Below are 17,408 nucleotides of genomic sequence, written 5' to 3'. Positions count from 1 at the left end.
ACTTAACCGAAGAAGCTCTGGCCGTTCTTGGCCATCTCGCGCAGCTTCGCAGTCGGGTGGTACAGCGGGCCCAGATCAGCGTATTGATCAGCCAGGGCAACGAACTCGGCCACACCGATGGAATCGATGTAACGTAGCGCACCACCACGGAATGGAGGGAAACCAATACCGTAGACCAGGCCCATGTCGGCCTCGGCTGCGGTTTCAACGATGCCGTCTTCCAGGCAACGCACGGTTTCCAGGCACAGGGCGATCATCATCCAGTTGACGATGTCCTCGTCGGACACTTCACGCTGTTCGTAGATGACCGGCGCGAGTACTTCGTGAACCGATGGGTCGGCCACTTTCTTCTGCTTGCCCTTCTTGTCGGTCTCGTAGGCGTAGAAGCCCTTGCCATTCTTCTGGCCCAGGCGCTTGGCTTCGTAGAGCGCGTCGATCGCCGAGCGGCGGTCGTCTTTCATGCGGTCCGGGAAGCCTTCAGCCATTACGTCGCGACCGTGGTGGCCGGTGTCGATGCCGACCACGTCCATCAGGTACGCCGGGCCCATTGGCCAGCCGAATTTTTCCATGACCTTGTCGATGCGCACGAAGTCCACACCGGCGCTGACCAGCTTGGCGAAACCGCCGAAGTACGGGAACAGTACGCGGTTGACCAGGAAGCCCGGGCAGTCATTGACGACGATCGGGTTCTTGCCCATTTTCTTGGCGTAGGCAACGGTGGTGGCAACGGCCAGCTCGCTGGACTTCTCGCCACGGATCACTTCCACCAGCGGCATCATGTGCACCGGGTTGAAGAAGTGCATGCCGACGAAGTTTTCCGGACGCTTGAGGGCCTTGGCCAGCAAGGTGATGGAAATGGTCGAGGTGTTGGACGCCAGGATCGTGTCTTCTTTCACCTGGGCTTCAACTTCAGCCAGTACCGCCTGCTTGACCTTCGGGTTCTCGACAACCGCTTCGACCACCAGGTCGACGTGGCCGAAATCACCGTAGGACAGGGTCGGACGAATGCCGTTAAGCACTTCAGCCATTTTCGCTGCAGTCATGCGGCCTTTATCAACGCGACCTACCAGCAGTTTCGCGGCTTCTGCCAGACCCTGCTCGATGCCGTGCTCGTTGATGTCTTTCATCAGGATCGGCGTGCCTTTGGACGCCGACTGATAGGCGATACCGCCGCCCATGATACCGGCGCCGAGTACGGCAGCCTGTTTAACGTCGCGAGCGATTTCGTCGTAGGCCTTGGCCTTTTTCTTCAGTTCCTGATCGTTCAGGAACAGACCGATCAAGCTCTGCGCGGCAGAGGTCTTGGCCAGTTTGACGAAGCCGGCAGCTTCGACTTCCAGGGCTTTGTCGCGACCGAAGTTCGCGGCCTTCTGGATGGTCTTGATCGCTTCAACCGGCGCCGGGTAGTTCGGGCCGGCCTGGCCAGCCACGAAACCCTTGGCGGTTTCGAACGACATCATCTGTTCGATGGCGTTGAGCTTGAGTTTTTCCAGCTTTGGCTGACGCTTGGCCTTGTAGTCAAATTCGCCGCTGATGGCGCCCTTGATCAGGTTCAGCGCGGCCTCTGCCAGCTTGTCGGGAGCCACCACAGCATCCACGGCGCCGACTTTCAGCGCGTCTTCAGCACGGTTTTCCTTGCCGGCGGCAATCCACTCGATGGCATTGTCGGCACCGATGATGCGCGGCAGGCGCACGGTACCGCCGAAGCCCGGGTAGATGCCCAGCTTGACTTCCGGCAGGCCGATTTTCGCGGTGGCAGACATCACGCGGAAGTCGGCGGCCAGGCACATTTCCAGACCGCCGCCCAGGGCGATGCCATTGATCGCGGCAACGGTCGGCACGTTGAGGTCTTCGAAATCGCTGAAAATCTTGTTGGCTTCGAGGTTGCCAGCCACAAGCTCGGCATCGGGCAGCTTGAAGTTGTCGACGAATTCGGTGATGTCAGCGCCGACGATGAACACGTCCTTGCCGCTGGAGACGATCACGCCCTTGACCGAAGCATCTGCTTTGATGGTGTCTACGGCCTGACGCAATTCATTCAGGGTTAGACGGTTGAACTTGTTGACGGACTCACCCTTGAGGTCGAATTTCAATTCGACGATGCCACTTTCAAGAGCCTTAACCGTGATGGCTTTACCTTCGTAAATCATCAACTGATCTCCACGATATGGAAGCTGAACAGTACACGTCGGACGCAGGATTCAGCGTAGGCACTGACGTTACCGTCGATGCTAACGCCAAGTTGCCAGGCACACCCGCCAACGCGATAGTCGGGATTCTGTACGAACGGTCTGAAAGACAAACGCTCAATTCATACGCCCGTTTGATTTGGGTACGTCACCTTCAGCCAAATCCGACGAATTGTCAATCGCTCGAAAGGGCCGCAAAAACGCGACTTTTCAGTCATTTCAGAACCCGGGGCAGCCGGCATCGCCCCGCCAATGTTTAATCATTCGCGAAATCAATAATGTGAATTTTGATTTAAAGGGCTGTACAGAACCGAATATGCGGCTAGGCTAGCGGCACGTAAAACGAATTACCGGCCTGCCTGGCCAACTCCAGCCCGATGATGCTTTCGGGCTTTTTAATGCCCGCAGGAATCTCAGGCCAGCGCCTTGAGCACTGCGTCAATGTCCTGCAACACGCTCAACTCGCCCTTCTCGCCCCAGTACAGGGTGATCATTTGCTTGTCGGCTTCGACTTTGTAGACGTTCGCCGGCAGCGTCGCAAAATGTGGCAACAACTTTTCATCGACGCAGGTTTCCTGCCACTGATTGACCCAAACCCCCGGCTCCAACTGCCAGTAACTCCAGGTCACCCGCGTGGTGCCACGCCGTGGCCGGTGATACTGGGCACACGGGCTTGGCGGCTCGTGCTTGAGCCAGTGCGGCCATTCCTGGGGCGTCAGCTGCATGGCCAGGCCAATGCGCCGCGCCTCCATGCGCAAAGCCATGCGCCCGCTCGAATGGCGCGAAGGACGCAGCCACGCCAGGGGGCTTAAAACCAGCGCAAGGATTGACACCACTATCCAGACCGTCATATGTGTACTCCCGAATTTCTTGATGAGCGGATTTGACCTGACGCAACCCCATCCGCTTGAAACCAGCCATACTGAACTTATCGCTTTCCCTTGGAGGACTCCTCATGCCCTACGAACATATTCTGGTCGCCGTGGACCTGACCGAAGAATGCGACCCCGTGATCAAGCGGGCCGTAGGCCTTGCAGGCGACTCGGTGAAGCTGTCCCTGGTGCATATCGTCGAACCGATGGCCATGGCCTTTGGCGGCGATGTGCCGATGGACCTTTCCCAACTGCAACAGCAGCAGTTCGACCAGGCCAAGGAACGCCTTGACCGGCTGATCAACAAGTACCCTGCCCTGAAAAAAGACCAGAGCCACCTGACCTACGGCCAGCCGCGCCAGGAAATCCACCACCTGGCCAAGGAGCAAGGTTGCGACCTGATCGTGGTCGGCAGCCACGGCCGTCACGGCCTGGCCTTGCTGCTGGGCTCCACCGCCAATGACGTGCTGCACGGCGCACCTTGCGATGTGCTGGCCGTGAAACTGGTCAAGAGCTCGTAAGACCAACGGCAATCCAATGTGGGAGCGGGCTTGTGTGGGAGCGGGCTTGCTCGCGAAAGCGGTGGATCAGTCGACAAATATATGGACTGACACACCGCATTCGCGAGCAAGCCCGCTCCCACATCTGAACCGCGTTTCATACAAAAAACCCGGCGCTCATACAAATGAGCGCCGGGTTTTTTATTGCGCTTGAATCACTCAGGCATCCAGCTCGGCCCAGCGTTCAACCAGGGCTTCAAGCTCGCTGTTAAGCTGCTCGAGGGATGCAATCACCTTGGCGGTTTCTGCAGCCGGACGCAGGTAGAAACCCGCGTCAGCCATTTCAGCTTCAACGGCAGCAATCTGCTGTTCCTTGGCGTCGATATCACCCGGCAGTGCTTCCAGCTCACGTTGCAGCTTGTAGCTGAGCTTCTTCTTCGCAGCAGGTGCTTCCTGGGCTGGTGCCGGAGCAGCAGCCACTGGAGCAACCACGGCCGAGGACAAGTCAGCCTTGCCGGACTTGCTCTCGGTCACGCCCAGCAGGCGCGGCGAGCCGCCCTGGCGCAGCCAGTCCTGATAACCACCGACGTATTCACGCACCTTGCCTTCGCCTTCGAAGACCAGGGTGCTGGTGACCACGTTATCGAGGAATGCCCGGTCGTGACTGACCATCAGCACGGTGCCGTTGAAGGTCAGCAGGACCTCTTCCAGCAGTTCCAGGGTTTCCACGTCGAGGTCGTTGGTCGGTTCGTCGAGTACCAGCAGGTTGGCTGGCTTGCTGAACAACTTGGCCAGCAGCAGGCGCGCACGCTCACCACCGGACAAGGCCTTGACCGGCGTACGTGCACGCTGCGGGCTGAACAGGAAGTCGCCCAGGTAGCTCAGCACGTGGCGGCTCTGGCCGTCGATGTCGATAAAGTCGCGACCTTCGGCGACGTTGTCGATCACGGTTTTTTCCAGGTCCAACTGGTGGCGCAACTGGTCGAAGTAGGCCACGTCGATGCGCGTGCCCTCTTCCACGGTACCGCTGGTGGGTTGCAGGCCGTTGAGCATCAGCTTGAGCAAGGTGGTCTTGCCGGTACCGTTGGCGCCGAGCAGGCCGATACGGTCGCCGCGCTGCAGGACCATGGAGAAGTCCTTGATCAGGAACGGGCCGTCCGGGTGATGGAAGCTGACGTTTTCCAGCACCATCACTTGCTTGCCCGACTTGTCGGCGGTGTCCAGCTGGATATTGGCCTTGCCGGTGCGTTCACGGCGCTCGCTGCGCTCGACACGCAGGGCTTTCAGGGCACGTACGCGGCCTTCGTTACGGGTGCGGCGGGCCTTGATGCCCTGGCGGATCCAGACTTCTTCCTGGGCCAGCTTCTTATCGAACAGGGCATTGGCGGTTTCTTCCGCAGACAGCGCGGCTTCCTTGTGCACCAGGAAACTGGCGTAGTCGCCGTTCCAGTCGATCAGGCCACCACGGTCCAGTTCGAGGATGCGGGTTGCCAGGTTCTGCAGGAAGGAACGGTCGTGCGTGATGAACAGCACGGCGCCCTGGAAATCCTTGAGGGCTTCTTCAAGCCAGGCGATTGCGCCGATGTCCAGGTGGTTGGTCGGTTCGTCGAGCAGCAACAGATCCGGTTCGGAAACCAGGGCCTGGGCCAGCAGGACGCGGCGACGCCAGCCGCCGGACAATTCGGCGAGGGTCTTGTCGGCGGGCAGTTGCAGGCGGCTCAGGGTGCTGTCGACCAATTGCTGCAAGCGCCAGCCGTCGCGGGCTTCGAGGTCTTGCTGGACGTGCATCAGCTTGTCCAGGTCGGCTTCGGTGACGCAGTTCTGCGCCAGGTGATGGTATTCGGCGAGCAGTGCGCCCACGCCGTCGAGGCCTTCGGCAACCACGTCGAACACTGTCCGTCCGTCGGCCACCGGCAATTCTTGCGGCAATTCGCCAATCTTGAGGCCCGGGGCGCGCCAGACAGAGCCGTCATCGGGCTTCTGGTCGCCTTTTACCAGCTTCATCATGCTGGACTTGCCGGTGCCGTTGCGGCCGATGATGCACACCCGCTCACCACGGGCGATCTGCCAGGACACCTTGTCCAACAACGGCATAGCGCCGAAAGCAAGGGACACATCGCTGAATTTGAGCAGGGTCATACGCTTCTCCAAAAACTGGGCGCGCATTCTACCTGACTTAGGGCTCGAGGCGGCCGGCATTTTCGCCGCTGACACGTTCTGTTGGACATTTCAGATGAACTTGAACGAAGCGACCGGCAAAGCTTTCACCGGTTGCGGGCAAAAGGCTAAGCTAGGGGCAATCAGTGTCGGCGACGTCGGCACTAGTCCAGATTCCTCTGCACGGACGTCTCATGCGCAGTCGCCTTTTCAGCTTTTTATCTTGTCTGCTTCTTTCTGCCACCGCCGTTCAATCCGCCCAGGCCGTGGACCTCACCACCCAACGTCAATATTACGATGAAGCCAAACGAGCCCTCGCCAAAGGCGACAGCGGCCCGTATTTCCAATACAGCCAGGCCCTGGCCGACTACCCGTTGACGCCGTACCTCGCCTACGACGAGCTCACGGCGCGACTGAAAACCGCCAGCAACGAGGAGATCGAACAATTCCTCGCCAAGAACGGCGACCTGCCCCAGGCCAACTGGATGAAACTGCGCTGGTTGCGCTGGCTGGCCGACCGTGGCGACTGGCAAACCTTTGAAAAGTACTACGACGCCAAACTCAATTTCGTCGAACTGGACTGCCTCCATGGCCAATTCCAGCTGACCCACAACCAAAAAGCCGAAGGTTATAAAACCACCGAGAAGCTGTGGCTGACCGGTAAATCCCAGCCTGCGGCCTGTGATGCCACCTTTGGCCAGTGGGCCGCCGACGGCCAACTGACCGAACAGAAGATATGGGACCGCGCCAAGCTGGCCGCCGAAGCCCGCAACTATCCGTTGGCCAACAGCCTGGTGAAGACCCTGCCGACCCTCGGCGCCCAGGGCCGCCTGATGGTGGACGTGGCGCAGAAGCCCGACATGCTCGGCGACCCATCGCGCTTCCTGCCGGCCAACGAAGCCATGTCCGATGCCGTAGGCCTGGGCCTGCGCCGCCTGGCACGCCAGGACCCGGACAAGGCCATGGCCCTGCTCGACGGTTATGCCAGCAGCATGCACTTCTCGCGTGACGAAAAAGTGTCGATCGCCCGGGAAATCGGCTTGACCCTGGCACGCCGCTACGACCCGCGCGCCCTTGACGTGATGACCAAGTACGATCCGGAACTGCGGGACAACACCGTTTCCGAATGGCGCCTGCGCCTGCTGTTGCGCCTGGCCCGCTGGGAAGACGCCTACCAGTTGACCCGCAAGCTGCCCCAGGACCTGGCCACCACCAACCGCTGGCGCTACTGGCAGGCCCGCAGCCTGGAACTGGCAGAGCCGAAGAACCCGCAAGCCCTGGTGATGTACAAGGGCCTGGCCAAGGAACGAGACTTTTACGGTTTCCTGGCGGCGGATCGCTCCCAGTCCCCGTACCAACTGAACAACAAGCCACTGGTGATGAGCCAGGCGCTGATGAACAAGGTACGCAACACACCGGGCGTGCGCCGCGCCCTGGAGTTCTACGCCCGTGGCCAGATCGTTGATGGCCGCCGCGAGTGGTACCACGTCAGCCGGCATTTCAACCGCGACGAAATGGTCGCCCAGGCCAAGTTGGCCTACGACATGAAGTGGTACTTCCCGGCGATCCGCACCATCAGCCAGGCGCAGTACTGGGACGACCTGGACATCCGCTTCCCGATGGCCCACCGCGACACCCTGGTGCGCGAAGCCAAGGTCCGCGGCGTGCATTCCAGCTGGGTATTTGCGATCACCCGCCAGGAAAGCGCCTTCATGGACGACGCGCGCTCCGGCGTCGGCGCCACCGGCCTGATGCAACTGATGCCCGGCACCGCCAAGGAGACTGCGCGAAAGTTCAGCATCCCGCTGGCTTCGCAACAGCAGGTGCTCGACCCGGACAAGAACATCCAGCTCGGCGCCGCCTACCTGAGCCAGGTCCACGCCCAGTTCAACGGCAACCGCGTGCTCGCCACCGCCGCCTACAACGCCGGCCCGGGCCGTGTACGCCAATGGCTGCGCGGCGCCGATCACCTGAGTTTCGATGTGTGGGTGGAAAGCATCCCGTTCGACGAAACCCGCCAGTATGTGCAGAACGTGCTGTCTTATTCGGTGATCTACGGGCAGAAGCTCAATGCACCGCAGCCGCTGGTGGATTGGCATGAGCGGTATTTTGATGATCAGTAAGTAACGCGTCCCATAAAAAATGCCCGCATTGAGAGATGCGGGCATTTTTTGTGGGCGGTGAATCAGTGGGTGGTCGACTCACCATCACTGAACTGCAACGCCGCCAGCCGTGCATACAGCGGATTGCTGGCGATCAGTTGCTGATGCGTCCCCACCGCCACCAGCTTGCCCTGGTCCATCACGGCAATCCGGTCGGCATTCTTCACGGTGGCCAGCCGGTGGGCGATGACCAGGGTGGTGCGCCCTTCCATCAACTGCGGCAGCGCCTGCTGGATCAGGTGTTCGCTCTGGGCGTCCAGCGCGCTGGTGGCTTCGTCCAGCAGCAGGATCGGTGCATCCACCAACAAGGCCCGGGCGATGGCCAGGCGTTGGCGCTGGCCGCCCGAAAGGCCCATGCCGCCGTCGCCCAGGTGGGTCTGGTAGCCGTCGGGCATTTGCAAAATGAAATCGTGGGCGTGGGCGATGCGCGCCGCCTCCTCGACCTGGGCAAAGGTGGCCGACGGATTGCCGTAGCGGATGTTCTCTTCGACAGTGCCAAAGAACAGCGCCGGGCTCTGGGACACCAGGGCGAAACAGCGGCGCAGGTCCAGCGGATCCAGCTCGGTCAGCGGGTGGCCTTCAAGCAGGATGCGGCCTTGCTGGGGATCGTAGAAACGCAGCAACAGATCGAACATCGTCGATTTACCCGCGCCGGACGGACCGACCAGGGCCAGGGTTTCGCCTGCATTGATGCTCAGGCTCAAGCCGTCGATGGCAAAACGATCCGGACGCGAAGGATAAGAGAAGCGCAAATCCTGGATTTCCAGGCGGCCACTGACCCGCTCCGGCAACTTGATCACGTTGGCTTCGGGCGCCTTGATCTCATTGCTCGACTGCAGCAATTCGCCAATCCGCTCCGCCGCACCGGCGGCGCGCTGCAACTCGCCCAACACTTCACTCAAGGTACCGACGGCACTGCCGACGATCAGGCTGTAGAACACGAACGCCGCCAGCTCACCACCGGAAATGCGCCCGCCGATCACGTCCATGCCGCCGACCCAGAGCATCACGCCCACGGCGCCCAGCACCAGCATGATCACCAGGGTAATCAGCCAGGCGCGCTGCACGATGCGTTTGCGGGCGGTGGTGAACGCCTCTTCCACCGTCAGCGCGAAGCGCTGTTCGTCCTGGACCTGGTGGTTGTAGGCCTGCACGGTCTTGATCTGGCCGAGGGTCTCGGACACATAGCTGCCGACATCGGCGATGCGGTCCTGGCTCTGGCGCGACAGGCTGCGCACCCGGCGGCCGAAGATCAGGATCGGCGCCAGCACCAGTGGCAGCGCTATCACGACGATGCTGGTGAGCTTGGGGTTGGTGACAAACAGCAGCACGATCCCGCCGATCACCATCAAGGCGTTGCGCAGGAACAGCGACAGCGAGGAGCCGATCACCGATTGCAGCAAGGTGGTGTCGGTGGTCAGCCGGGACTGGATTTCCGAGCTGCGGTTGTTTTCGTAGAAGCCCGGATGCAGGTAGATCAAGTGGTTGAACACCTGCCGCCGGATGTCCGCCACCACCCGCTCGCCGACCCACGACACCAGGTAAAACCGCGCAAAGGTGCCCACCGCCAGGCCCAGCACCAGGATCATGAACAGACCGATGGATTGGTTGAGCAGGTGCGGCGACTGGGTCATGAACCCCTGGTCCACCAGCAGGCGAATACCCTGGCCCATGGACAAGGTAATGCCGGCGGTGACGATCAGCGCCAACAAGGCGCCCAGGGCCTGCCAGCGGTAGGGAGCGACGAAGCGACTGGCCAGGCGAATCGCGCGGCGTTGACGGGCTGAGAGCATGGAGGGTTTCACCTGAAGGTTGGAGACGGGAACCTGCATAGCTACATGGGGGGAACTTGAGCGAATCACAATGAGTCAGGTTAATTATGCTCACCGAACCTAGGCCCTAGAGGCTATCGGTCTAAGGACCGGCTGGAAATTTGTATCGGTTTCTGCTGGACTGGGCATTCGATCTGCGGGCCGCGCAAGGAGTTGTAACAACGCGGTCACGCGGGGGTTTTAAAGTAGGTACACAACCTGATGAGGAGACGGGCCATGTCCTTGCAAAACAGCAGCAACGCCAAAATTCAAGTGATCCGCCAACCGCAGCAATTGCCTTGCTCGTATATCGACGCTCAGGGCCGCGAAGTGCAAATCACCGAAGAAATGATCCAGAGCGCGTGCGCCGAACTGGAACAGAAATTGGTCAAGCCTGCCAAGCGAGGCTGATTCGCCCACGCTCTCTTAAACCCGGCCTTGATGGCCGGGTTTTTTATGCCTTCAGATTGCCTGTGCGCCCAATGCTGCCACGATGCTCGACAAGGCGGCAGACTCGCCGTTGATCCGCACTTTCAAGCCGTCAATCTCACGCCGCTCGGGGTAGTGCTTGCGCAATAGGTCGAAGGCCTTGCGCTGCTCATCCACTGTGCCTACCAGGCTGCGGCGGAAATCCGCGTCATCACGGCGCGGGTCGTACACGCTGCGGCACAGGGTCGCCAAGGCCCAGGCCGGATCGGTATTGGCATTGAGGCTGACTTCGGCCAGCCACGGCTCCGGCAGCAAGTCGCTCAATTGAATCGTCGGGTCCTGACCAAGATGCCGGCAAAACGCCTGATAGATCTGCGCCGTGCCGCGCTGCTTGCCGTCCAGGCTGTAGCCGGCGATATGCGGGGTGGCCAGCACACACAGGTCGGCCAGGTCGACGTCCACCTGCGGCTCGCCTTCCCACACATCCAGCACGGCCTGCAGGTCTTCGCGCTCCAGCAGCACCTCCTTGAGGGCGGCGTTGTCCACCACCGGGCCGCGGCTGGCGTTGATCAGCCAGGCACCGGGCTTGAGCTGGTTGAGGCGCTCGCGGTCGAACAAGTGCCAGGTGGAGCCGTTGCCGGATTTGTTCAGCGGCGTGTGCAGGCTGATCACATCGCACTGCTCGACGATCTGCTCCAGGCTGACGTAATCACCGTCCTCGGCGATCTGCCGGGGCGGGTCGCACACCAGCACGTTCCAGCCCAACGCCTTGAGCACCTTGACCAGACGCCCGCCGACTTCACCGGCACCCACCACACCGTAGGTGCGCTGGGCCAGGTCGGCGCCTTCGATCTCGGCCAGGGTCAGCAGGCTGCCCAGCACATAGTCGACCACGCCACGGGCATTGCAGCCGGGGGCGCTGGACCATTGGATGCCGGCGCGCTGGAAGTAATCGAGGTCGAGGTGATCAGTGCCGATGGTGCAGGTGCCGACAAACCGCACCGGCGTGCCTTCGAGCAAGGCCCGGTTGACGTTGGTCACTGAACGCACCAGCAGCACATCGGCCTGCTCGATAGTCGCGCGGTCAATGGACCGGCCCGGAACCCGGCGAATCTCGCCGAATCCTTCGAAGAATGCATCGAGCAGCGGGATATTTTCGTCGGCAACAATCAGCATGGCAGGCTCCTTTCGCGGATCAGCAGTGTACAGCGGTTTTCCTTGTGGCGAGGGAGCTTGCTCCCGCTGGAGTGCGCAGCGCTCCCAAATGCAGCACCGTGTTTTTTCAGGTACACATCGGTTGCCCGTTATGGGGCTGCTGCGCAGCCCAGCGGGAGCAAGCTCCCTCACCACAGCAAGCGCCCTCGCCACAAAACGCTGCATTTGCGCGGGGATGTGTTTACAAATCCACAACACAGGTTTTTTCCTGACCAACACGTCAAGGCGTAGAATGCGCCGTCCTGCGCTCCCCCTATCGGACATCTGTACGTGAACACTGCCACAACCACCACCGCCCTTTCTCGCCCCGCCCGCGTCAGCCTTGAAGTGCGCAACCTGCTGGCCCTGGCGCTGCCGATCATGATCGGGCAACTGGCGACCACCGCCATGGGGTTCGTCGATGCCGTGATGGCCGGGCGTGTCAGCTCCCGAGACCTGGCGGCGGTCGCCCTGGGCAACTCCATCTGGATCCCGGTGTACCTGCTGATGACCGGCACCCTGTTGGCCACCACGCCGAAAGTCGCCCAGCGCTTTGGCGCCGGCACCCACGGTGAAATCGGCCCGCTGGTGCGCCAGTCGATGTGGCTGGCACTGGTGGTGGGAATTACCGCGCTGCTGTTGCTGATCAGCGCCGAACCGATCCTGCACCTGATGAAGGTCGATCCCGAGTTGATCAAGCCCTGCATGGGCTACCTGCACGGCATCGCTTCGGGCATGCCGGCCATTGCGTTGTATTACGTGCTGCGCTGCTTCAGCGACGGGCTGGGCCGAACGCGGCCGAGCATGGTCATGGGCCTGTGCGGGCTGGCGCTGAATATTCCGTTGAACTATGTGTTCATCTACGGCCACTTCGGCGTGCCGGCCATGGGCGGCATCGGTTGCGGCTGGGCCACGGCGATCGTGATGTGGGTGATGATGCTCGGCCTGGCCGCCTGGACCCGCTGGGCGCCGGTGTATCAGAGCAGCGAGCTGTTCAAGCGCTTTGACTGGCCGCAATGGTCGGTGATCAAGCGTGTGTTGAGCATTGGCTTGCCCATCGGGATCGCGGTGTTCGCCGAGTCGAGCATTTTTGCGGTGATCGCGCTGCTGATCGGCAGCCTCGGTGCCACGGTGGTGGCCGGGCACCAGATCGCGCTGAACTTCAGCTCGCTGGTGTTCATGATCCCCTACTCCCTGAGCATGGCGGTCACCGTGCGCGTGGGCCAGGCCCTGGGCCGTGGCGAACCCCGTGAGGCGCGCTTTGCCGCAGGTGTCGGAATGGGCACGGCGCTGGTGTATGCCTGCCTGTCCTGCAGCCTGATGCTGCTGTTTCGCGAACAGATCGCCACCATCTACACCCAGGACCCGCTGGTGATCCAGGTGGCGGCGATGCTGATTGTGTTTGCGGCGCTGTTTCAGTTCTCGGACGCGATCCAGGTCACGGCCGCCGGCGCACTACGTGGTTACCAGGACACTCGGGTGACCATGGTGCTGACGTTGTTTGCGTATTGGGGCGTGGGCTTGCCGGTGGGCTACGCGCTGGGGCTGACCGAGTGGCTGGGCCAGGCCCGAGGCCCGAGCGGCTTGTGGCAGGGGCTGATCGTGGGCCTGAGCTGTGCCGCGGCGATGTTGGTGATCCGCCTGGTGCGCAGCGCACGCAAGCGGATTCGCCGGGCTTAAGCCGATTTCTTGCGGATCCAGTATAGGTAGGTACCGGCCTGCTCCTGCTGGTCCACCAGTTCATGGTCGAGAAACACGCAGAACTTGGGGATGTCGCGACGGGTCGACGGATCGGTCGCGATCACCTTGAGCAAGCCACCGGGCGCTAGGTCGCGGATGTGCTGGTGCAGCATCATCACTGGCTCCGGGCAGTTGAGGCCGGTGGCGTCGAGGACGGCATCGACGGGTAAATCAGGGGTCAGGCTCATGGTTTACTCCTAAACAGGCCGGCATTTTAACGGTAACGCGGGGCGCCAGGTAGCCAGCGGCGCCCTCGGTTTTTTCGCGAGCAAGCTCGCTCCTACATTGAGCAGCGTTTACCGGGCCTTTGGCTTCTTCACATCCAACCGGCGCAAATGGCAGGTCACTTCTTCACGGTCGTGGTACAGCTGCTTGCAGCCGATCTCCACCCGGATGCCACGTTCCTTGAAGCCTTCCGCGATGCGTTCAAGCAGGCGCTTCACTTCGGCATAACGCTGCTTCATCGGCAACTTCAGGTTGACCACCGCTTCGCGGCAGTGTCCCTCGCCAATCCAGGTTTCCAACAGGGCCGCATTGCGCGCCGGTTTTTCGACGATGTCGCAGACCATCCAGTCCACCGGCTGCTTGGGGGTGTAGATAAAGCCGTCGGCCATCAAGTGCTGCACCAGCCCGGTGTCCATCAGGCTTTCGGCCATCGGGCCGTTGTCGATGGCGGTCACCAGCATGCCACGGTTGACCAGTTGCCAGGTCCAGCCGCCAGGCGCTGCGCCGAGGTCGACGCCGGTCATGTCGCTGTGCAGGCGCTCGTCCCACTGGTCTCGGGGGATAAAGTGGTGCCAGGCCTCTTCCAGCTTCAAGGTCGAGCGGCTTGGCGCGTCCCGCGGGAATTTGAGGCGTGGGATGCCCATCGGCCACATGGCCGAGTTGTTCGACTCGGCCAGGCCCATGAACACTTCGCGGCCGCTCTTGAAGGTCAACAGCAGGCGCGGCTTGCTGGCGTCTTCCACCAGTTTGCCGGCGGCCATCAGCGCCTTGCGCAAGTGAACTTCGAATTTCTTGCAGAAGTTCGACAGCTCCTTGCCGTCATTGGTGTCGACCATTTCCAGCCACAGGCTGCCGCACACCGGGAAATCCCGCAGGTGCGCGAGGATCACGCTGATACGGTCGGTTTCCGGCAAGTCGATGAACACCCCGCGCGCCCACTGCCTCGGGAAGATCAGCTCGGCAAAGCGTTGGCCGCGCATCAGGCGCTGGGCGCCGTCTTCTTCGGTGCAGACAAATTCGGCGCAGGCGCTGCCGGTCTTGGCCTTGGCATAGCCCGAAACGTTCAGGCGTGCGGCGTGTTCCGCGATCTCGGAACAGACTTCGCCTTCAAAACCCGGGCGGCAGTGCATAAAAAGGGTGTTCATCAACTCTCCTGGATCACGGGCTTGCTATAGCGCAATGCCTGTCATGAAAACGCGCGCATGATAGCCGAGTTCGGAACCTTGGACTTATTGATAGAGTCCAGTAATTAGCCAGCTACTTAAAACAGGGCTAATTTGTAAGCTCTGTTCGTCCCGTCAGGTCCGTAGCCGTGCGGACCATAAGGAGTCATGTAATGTCATCCCTTGATAGTCTGAGAACCCTTAAAGCCTTACAGATCGACGACAAGACCTATCACTACTTCAGCCTGCCCGAAGCCGCCAAGAGCCTGGGTGATCTGGACAAGCTGCCGATGTCCCTCAAGGTGCTGCTGGAAAACCTGCTGCGCTGGGAAGACGAAAAGACCGTCACCGGCGCCGACCTCAAGGCCATTGCCGCCTGGCTCAAGGAGCGCCGCTCCGACCGCGAGATCCAATACCGCCCCGCCCGTGTGCTGATGCAAGACTTTACCGGCGTGCCCGCCGTGGTCGACCTGGCCGCCATGCGCGCCGCCGTGGCCAAGGCCGGCGGTGACCCGCAACGCATCAACCCGCTGTCACCGGTGGACCTGGTGATCGACCACTCGGTGATGGTCGACAAGTTCGCCACCACCGGCGCCTTCCAGGAAAACGTCGACATCGAAATGCAGCGCAACGGCGAACGCTACGCCTTCCTGCGCTGGGGCCAGAGCGCCTTCGACAACTTCAGCGTAGTGCCACCGGGCACCGGCATCTGTCACCAGGTCAACCTGGAATACCTCGGCCGCACCGTGTGGACCAAGGATGAAGACGGCCGCACCTATGCCTTCCCCGACACCCTGGTCGGCACCGATTCCCACACCACCATGATCAACGGCCTCGGCGTATTGGGCTGGGGCGTGGGCGGGATCGAAGCGGAAGCCGCGATGCTCGGGCAGCCGGTGTCGATGCTGATCCCGGAAGTGATCGGCTTCAAGCTCACTGGCAAGCTGAAAGAAGGCATCACCGCCACTGACCTGGTGCTGACCGTCACCCAGATGCTGCGTAAAAAGGGCGTGGTCGGCAAATTCGTCGAGTTCTATGGCGACGGCCTGGCCGACCTGCCTTTGGCCGACCGCGCGACCATCGCCAACATGGCCCCGGAATACGGCGCCACCTGTGGCTTCTTCCCGGTGGATGAAGTAACCCTGGACTACCTGCGCCTGTCGGGCCGTCCTGCAGAAACCGTCAAACTGGTGGAGGCCTACACCAAGGCTCAGGGCCTGTGGCGCAATGCAGGTCAGGAGCCGATCTTTACCGACAGCCTGGCGCTGGACATGGCCAGCGTCGAAGCCAGCCTGGCCGGGCCTAAACGTCCGCAAGACCGTGTCTCACTGCCTAACGTCGGCCAGGCCTTCAGCGATTTCCTCGACCTGCAATTCAAGCCCACCAACAAGGAAGAAGGCCGCCTGGAAAGCGAAGGCGGCGGCGGTGTTGCGGTGGGCAACGCCGACCTGATCGGTGAAGCCGACTACGACTTCGAAGGCCAGACCTATCGCCTGAAAAACGGCGCGGTGGTGATCGCGGCCATTACCTCCTGCACCAACACCTCCAACCCGAGCGTGATGATGGCGGCAGGACTGGTGGCGAAAAAGGCCGTGGAGAAAGGACTGAAGAGCAAGCCCTGGGTGAAAACCTCCCTGGCGCCGGGCTCCAAAGTCGTGACTGATTACTACAAAGCGGCAGGCTTGACCCAATACCTCGACAAGCTGGGCTTCGACCTGGTGGGTTATGGCTGCACCACCTGTATCGGCAACTCCGGGCCGCTGCCCGAGCCGATCGAAAAAGCCATCCAGAAAGCCGACCTGGCCGTGGCCTCGGTGCTCTCGGGCAACCGTAACTTCGAAGGCCGGGTGCACCCCCTGGTGAAAACCAACTGGCTGGCCTCCCCGCCCCTCGTGGTGGCCTATGCCCTGGCCGGCACCGTGCGCATGGACATCAGCAGCGAACCACTGGGCACCGGCTCTGACGGAAAACCGGTGTACCTGCGGGACATCTGGCCCAGCAGCAAGGAAATCGCCGACGCCGTTGCACAAGTCAGCACCGGGATGTTCCACAAGGAATACGCCGAGGTGTTTGCCGGTGATGAACAGTGGCAGGCCATTGAAGTGCCGCAGGCTGCAACCTACGTGTGGCAGAAGGACTCCACCTACATCCAGCACCCACCGTTCTTCGACGACATCGGCGGCCCGCTGCCGGTGATCGAAGACGTCAAGGGCGCCAACGTGCTGGCATTGCTGGGGGACTCGGTGACCACCGACCACATCTCCCCTGCCGGCAACATCAAGACCGACAGCCCGGCCGGCAAATACCTGCGCGAGCAAGGCGTCGAACCGCGGGACTTCAACTCCTACGGCTCGCGCCGCGGCAACCATGAAGTGATGATGCGCGGCACCTTCGCCAACATTCGCATCCGCAACGAAATGCTCGGCGGCGAGGAAGGCGGCAATACGATCTACATCCCTACCGGCGAGAAAATGCCGATCTATGACGCCGCCATGAAATACCAGGCCTCGGGCACCCCGCTGGTGGTGATCGCCGGCCAGGAATACGGCACCGGCTCAAGCCGTGACTGGGCGGCCAAGGGCACCAACCTGCTGGGGGTAAAGGCGGTGATTGCCGAGAGTTTCGAGCGGATTCACCGCTCCAACCTGGTGGGCATGGGCGTGCTGCCCCTGCAGTTCAAGCTGGACCAGAACCGCAAGGCACTCAAGCTGACCGGCAAGGAGAAGATCGACATCCTCGGGCTGACCAACGCCGAGATCGAGCCACGCATGAACCTGACGCTGGTGATCACCCGTGAGGATGGCAGCAGCGAGAAGGTCGAAGTGCTGTGCCGCATCGACACCCTCAATGAGGTCGAATACTTCAAGGCCGGCGGGATCCTGCACTACGTGTTGCGGCAGCTGATTGCCTCGTAACTGACACGCGCTACCCAAAACACCGCCTTCCCTGGCGGTGTTTTCATTTTT

At 61.5% G+C, this 17,408-nt stretch carries 12 protein-coding genes; 5 read left to right on the top strand and 7 right to left on the bottom strand.

The window, feature by feature from the left end; all coding sequences use genetic code 11:
- Nucleotides 1–2: 2 nt before the first annotated feature.
- Together fadB and HX873_RS16150 are read right to left on the bottom strand one after the other, a co-directional pair.
- The gene (gene fadB, locus HX873_RS16155; protein WP_003218979.1) at nucleotides 3–2,150 is read right to left on the bottom strand and encodes a fatty acid oxidation complex subunit alpha FadB; all 2,148 of its coding nucleotides are present in this window, start codon (nucleotides 2,148–2,150) and stop codon (nucleotides 3–5) included.
- Between the two features lie 452 nt (nucleotides 2,151–2,602).
- A complete protein-coding gene (locus HX873_RS16150; protein ID WP_003218981.1) occupies nucleotides 2,603–3,040 on the bottom strand; it encodes a hypothetical protein in 438 nt (145 codons plus the stop codon).
- A gap of 104 nt (nucleotides 3,041–3,144) precedes the next feature.
- Between HX873_RS16150 and HX873_RS16145 the strand changes: the two genes are divergently transcribed.
- Entirely contained in the window at nucleotides 3,145–3,582 is a 438-nt protein-coding gene (locus tag HX873_RS16145; RefSeq protein ID WP_003218985.1) for a universal stress protein, read from the top strand.
- A 198-nt stretch (nucleotides 3,583–3,780) separates the two neighbouring features.
- Here the strand turns inward: HX873_RS16145 and HX873_RS16140 are convergent, their stop codons facing one another.
- Nucleotides 3,781–5,700, bottom strand: a complete 1,920-nt coding sequence (locus tag HX873_RS16140; RefSeq protein WP_177122896.1) for an ATP-binding cassette domain-containing protein — start codon at nucleotides 5,698–5,700, stop codon at nucleotides 3,781–3,783.
- Nucleotides 5,701–5,912: 212 nt separating this feature from the next.
- Between HX873_RS16140 and HX873_RS16135 the strand changes: the two genes are divergently transcribed.
- A complete protein-coding gene (locus tag HX873_RS16135; RefSeq protein WP_008437594.1) occupies nucleotides 5,913–7,841 on the top strand; it encodes a transglycosylase SLT domain-containing protein in 1,929 nt (642 codons plus the stop codon).
- Nucleotides 7,842–7,903: 62 nt separating this feature from the next.
- Here HX873_RS16135 and HX873_RS16130 read toward each other — a convergent pair whose 3' ends face one another.
- On the bottom strand, nucleotides 7,904–9,712 hold the full coding sequence (locus HX873_RS16130; RefSeq protein ID WP_177122895.1) for an ABC transporter transmembrane domain-containing protein: 1,809 nt from the start codon (nucleotides 9,710–9,712) through the stop codon (nucleotides 7,904–7,906).
- A 216-nt stretch (nucleotides 9,713–9,928) separates the two neighbouring features.
- Between HX873_RS16130 and HX873_RS16125 the strand changes: the two genes are divergently transcribed.
- Complete coding sequence (locus HX873_RS16125) at nucleotides 9,929–10,102, top strand: PA1571 family protein (RefSeq protein WP_003218992.1); 174 nt, start codon at nucleotides 9,929–9,931, stop codon at nucleotides 10,100–10,102.
- A 51-nt stretch (nucleotides 10,103–10,153) separates the two neighbouring features.
- On the opposite strand, the gene pdxB is transcribed toward HX873_RS16125, so the two are convergent.
- Nucleotides 10,154–11,296, bottom strand: coding sequence for a 4-phosphoerythronate dehydrogenase PdxB (gene pdxB / locus HX873_RS16120; RefSeq protein ID WP_008437589.1), 1,143 nt, complete (start codon nucleotides 11,294–11,296; stop codon nucleotides 10,154–10,156).
- 309 nt (nucleotides 11,297–11,605) lie between these two features.
- Between pdxB and HX873_RS16115 the strand changes: the two genes are divergently transcribed.
- Nucleotides 11,606–12,994 (top strand): MATE family efflux transporter, encoded by a 1,389-nt coding sequence (locus HX873_RS16115; RefSeq protein ID WP_003218996.1) that lies wholly within the window; start codon nucleotides 11,606–11,608, stop codon nucleotides 12,992–12,994.
- Here the strand turns inward: HX873_RS16115 and tusA are convergent.
- Nucleotides 12,991–13,242 carry a sulfurtransferase TusA gene (gene tusA, locus HX873_RS16110; RefSeq protein WP_003218998.1) on the bottom strand — a complete coding sequence of 84 codons (252 nt, stop codon included), beginning with the start codon at nucleotides 13,240–13,242 and terminating at the stop codon, nucleotides 12,991–12,993. The two genes, HX873_RS16115 and tusA, sit on opposite strands and share 4 nt — an antisense overlap.
- Before the next feature lie 108 nt (nucleotides 13,243–13,350).
- Complete coding sequence (gene rlmM, locus HX873_RS16105; RefSeq protein WP_003219000.1) at nucleotides 13,351–14,424, bottom strand: 23S rRNA (cytidine(2498)-2'-O)-methyltransferase RlmM; 1,074 nt, start codon at nucleotides 14,422–14,424, stop codon at nucleotides 13,351–13,353.
- Between the two features lie 191 nt (nucleotides 14,425–14,615).
- Between rlmM and acnA the strand changes: the two genes are divergently transcribed.
- A complete protein-coding gene (gene acnA / locus HX873_RS16100) occupies nucleotides 14,616–17,357 on the top strand; it encodes an aconitate hydratase AcnA (protein WP_177122894.1) in 2,742 nt (913 codons plus the stop codon).
- The last annotated feature ends 51 nt before the right edge of the window (nucleotides 17,358–17,408 follow it).

Origin of the sequence: Pseudomonas sp. P7758 (genome assembly GCF_013386485.1) — a bacterium.
GTDB lineage: Bacteria > Pseudomonadota > Gammaproteobacteria > Pseudomonadales > Pseudomonadaceae > Aquipseudomonas.
The sequence above is the reverse complement of the archived record's forward strand: the minus strand, read 5'-3'. Positions and strand labels throughout refer to the sequence as shown.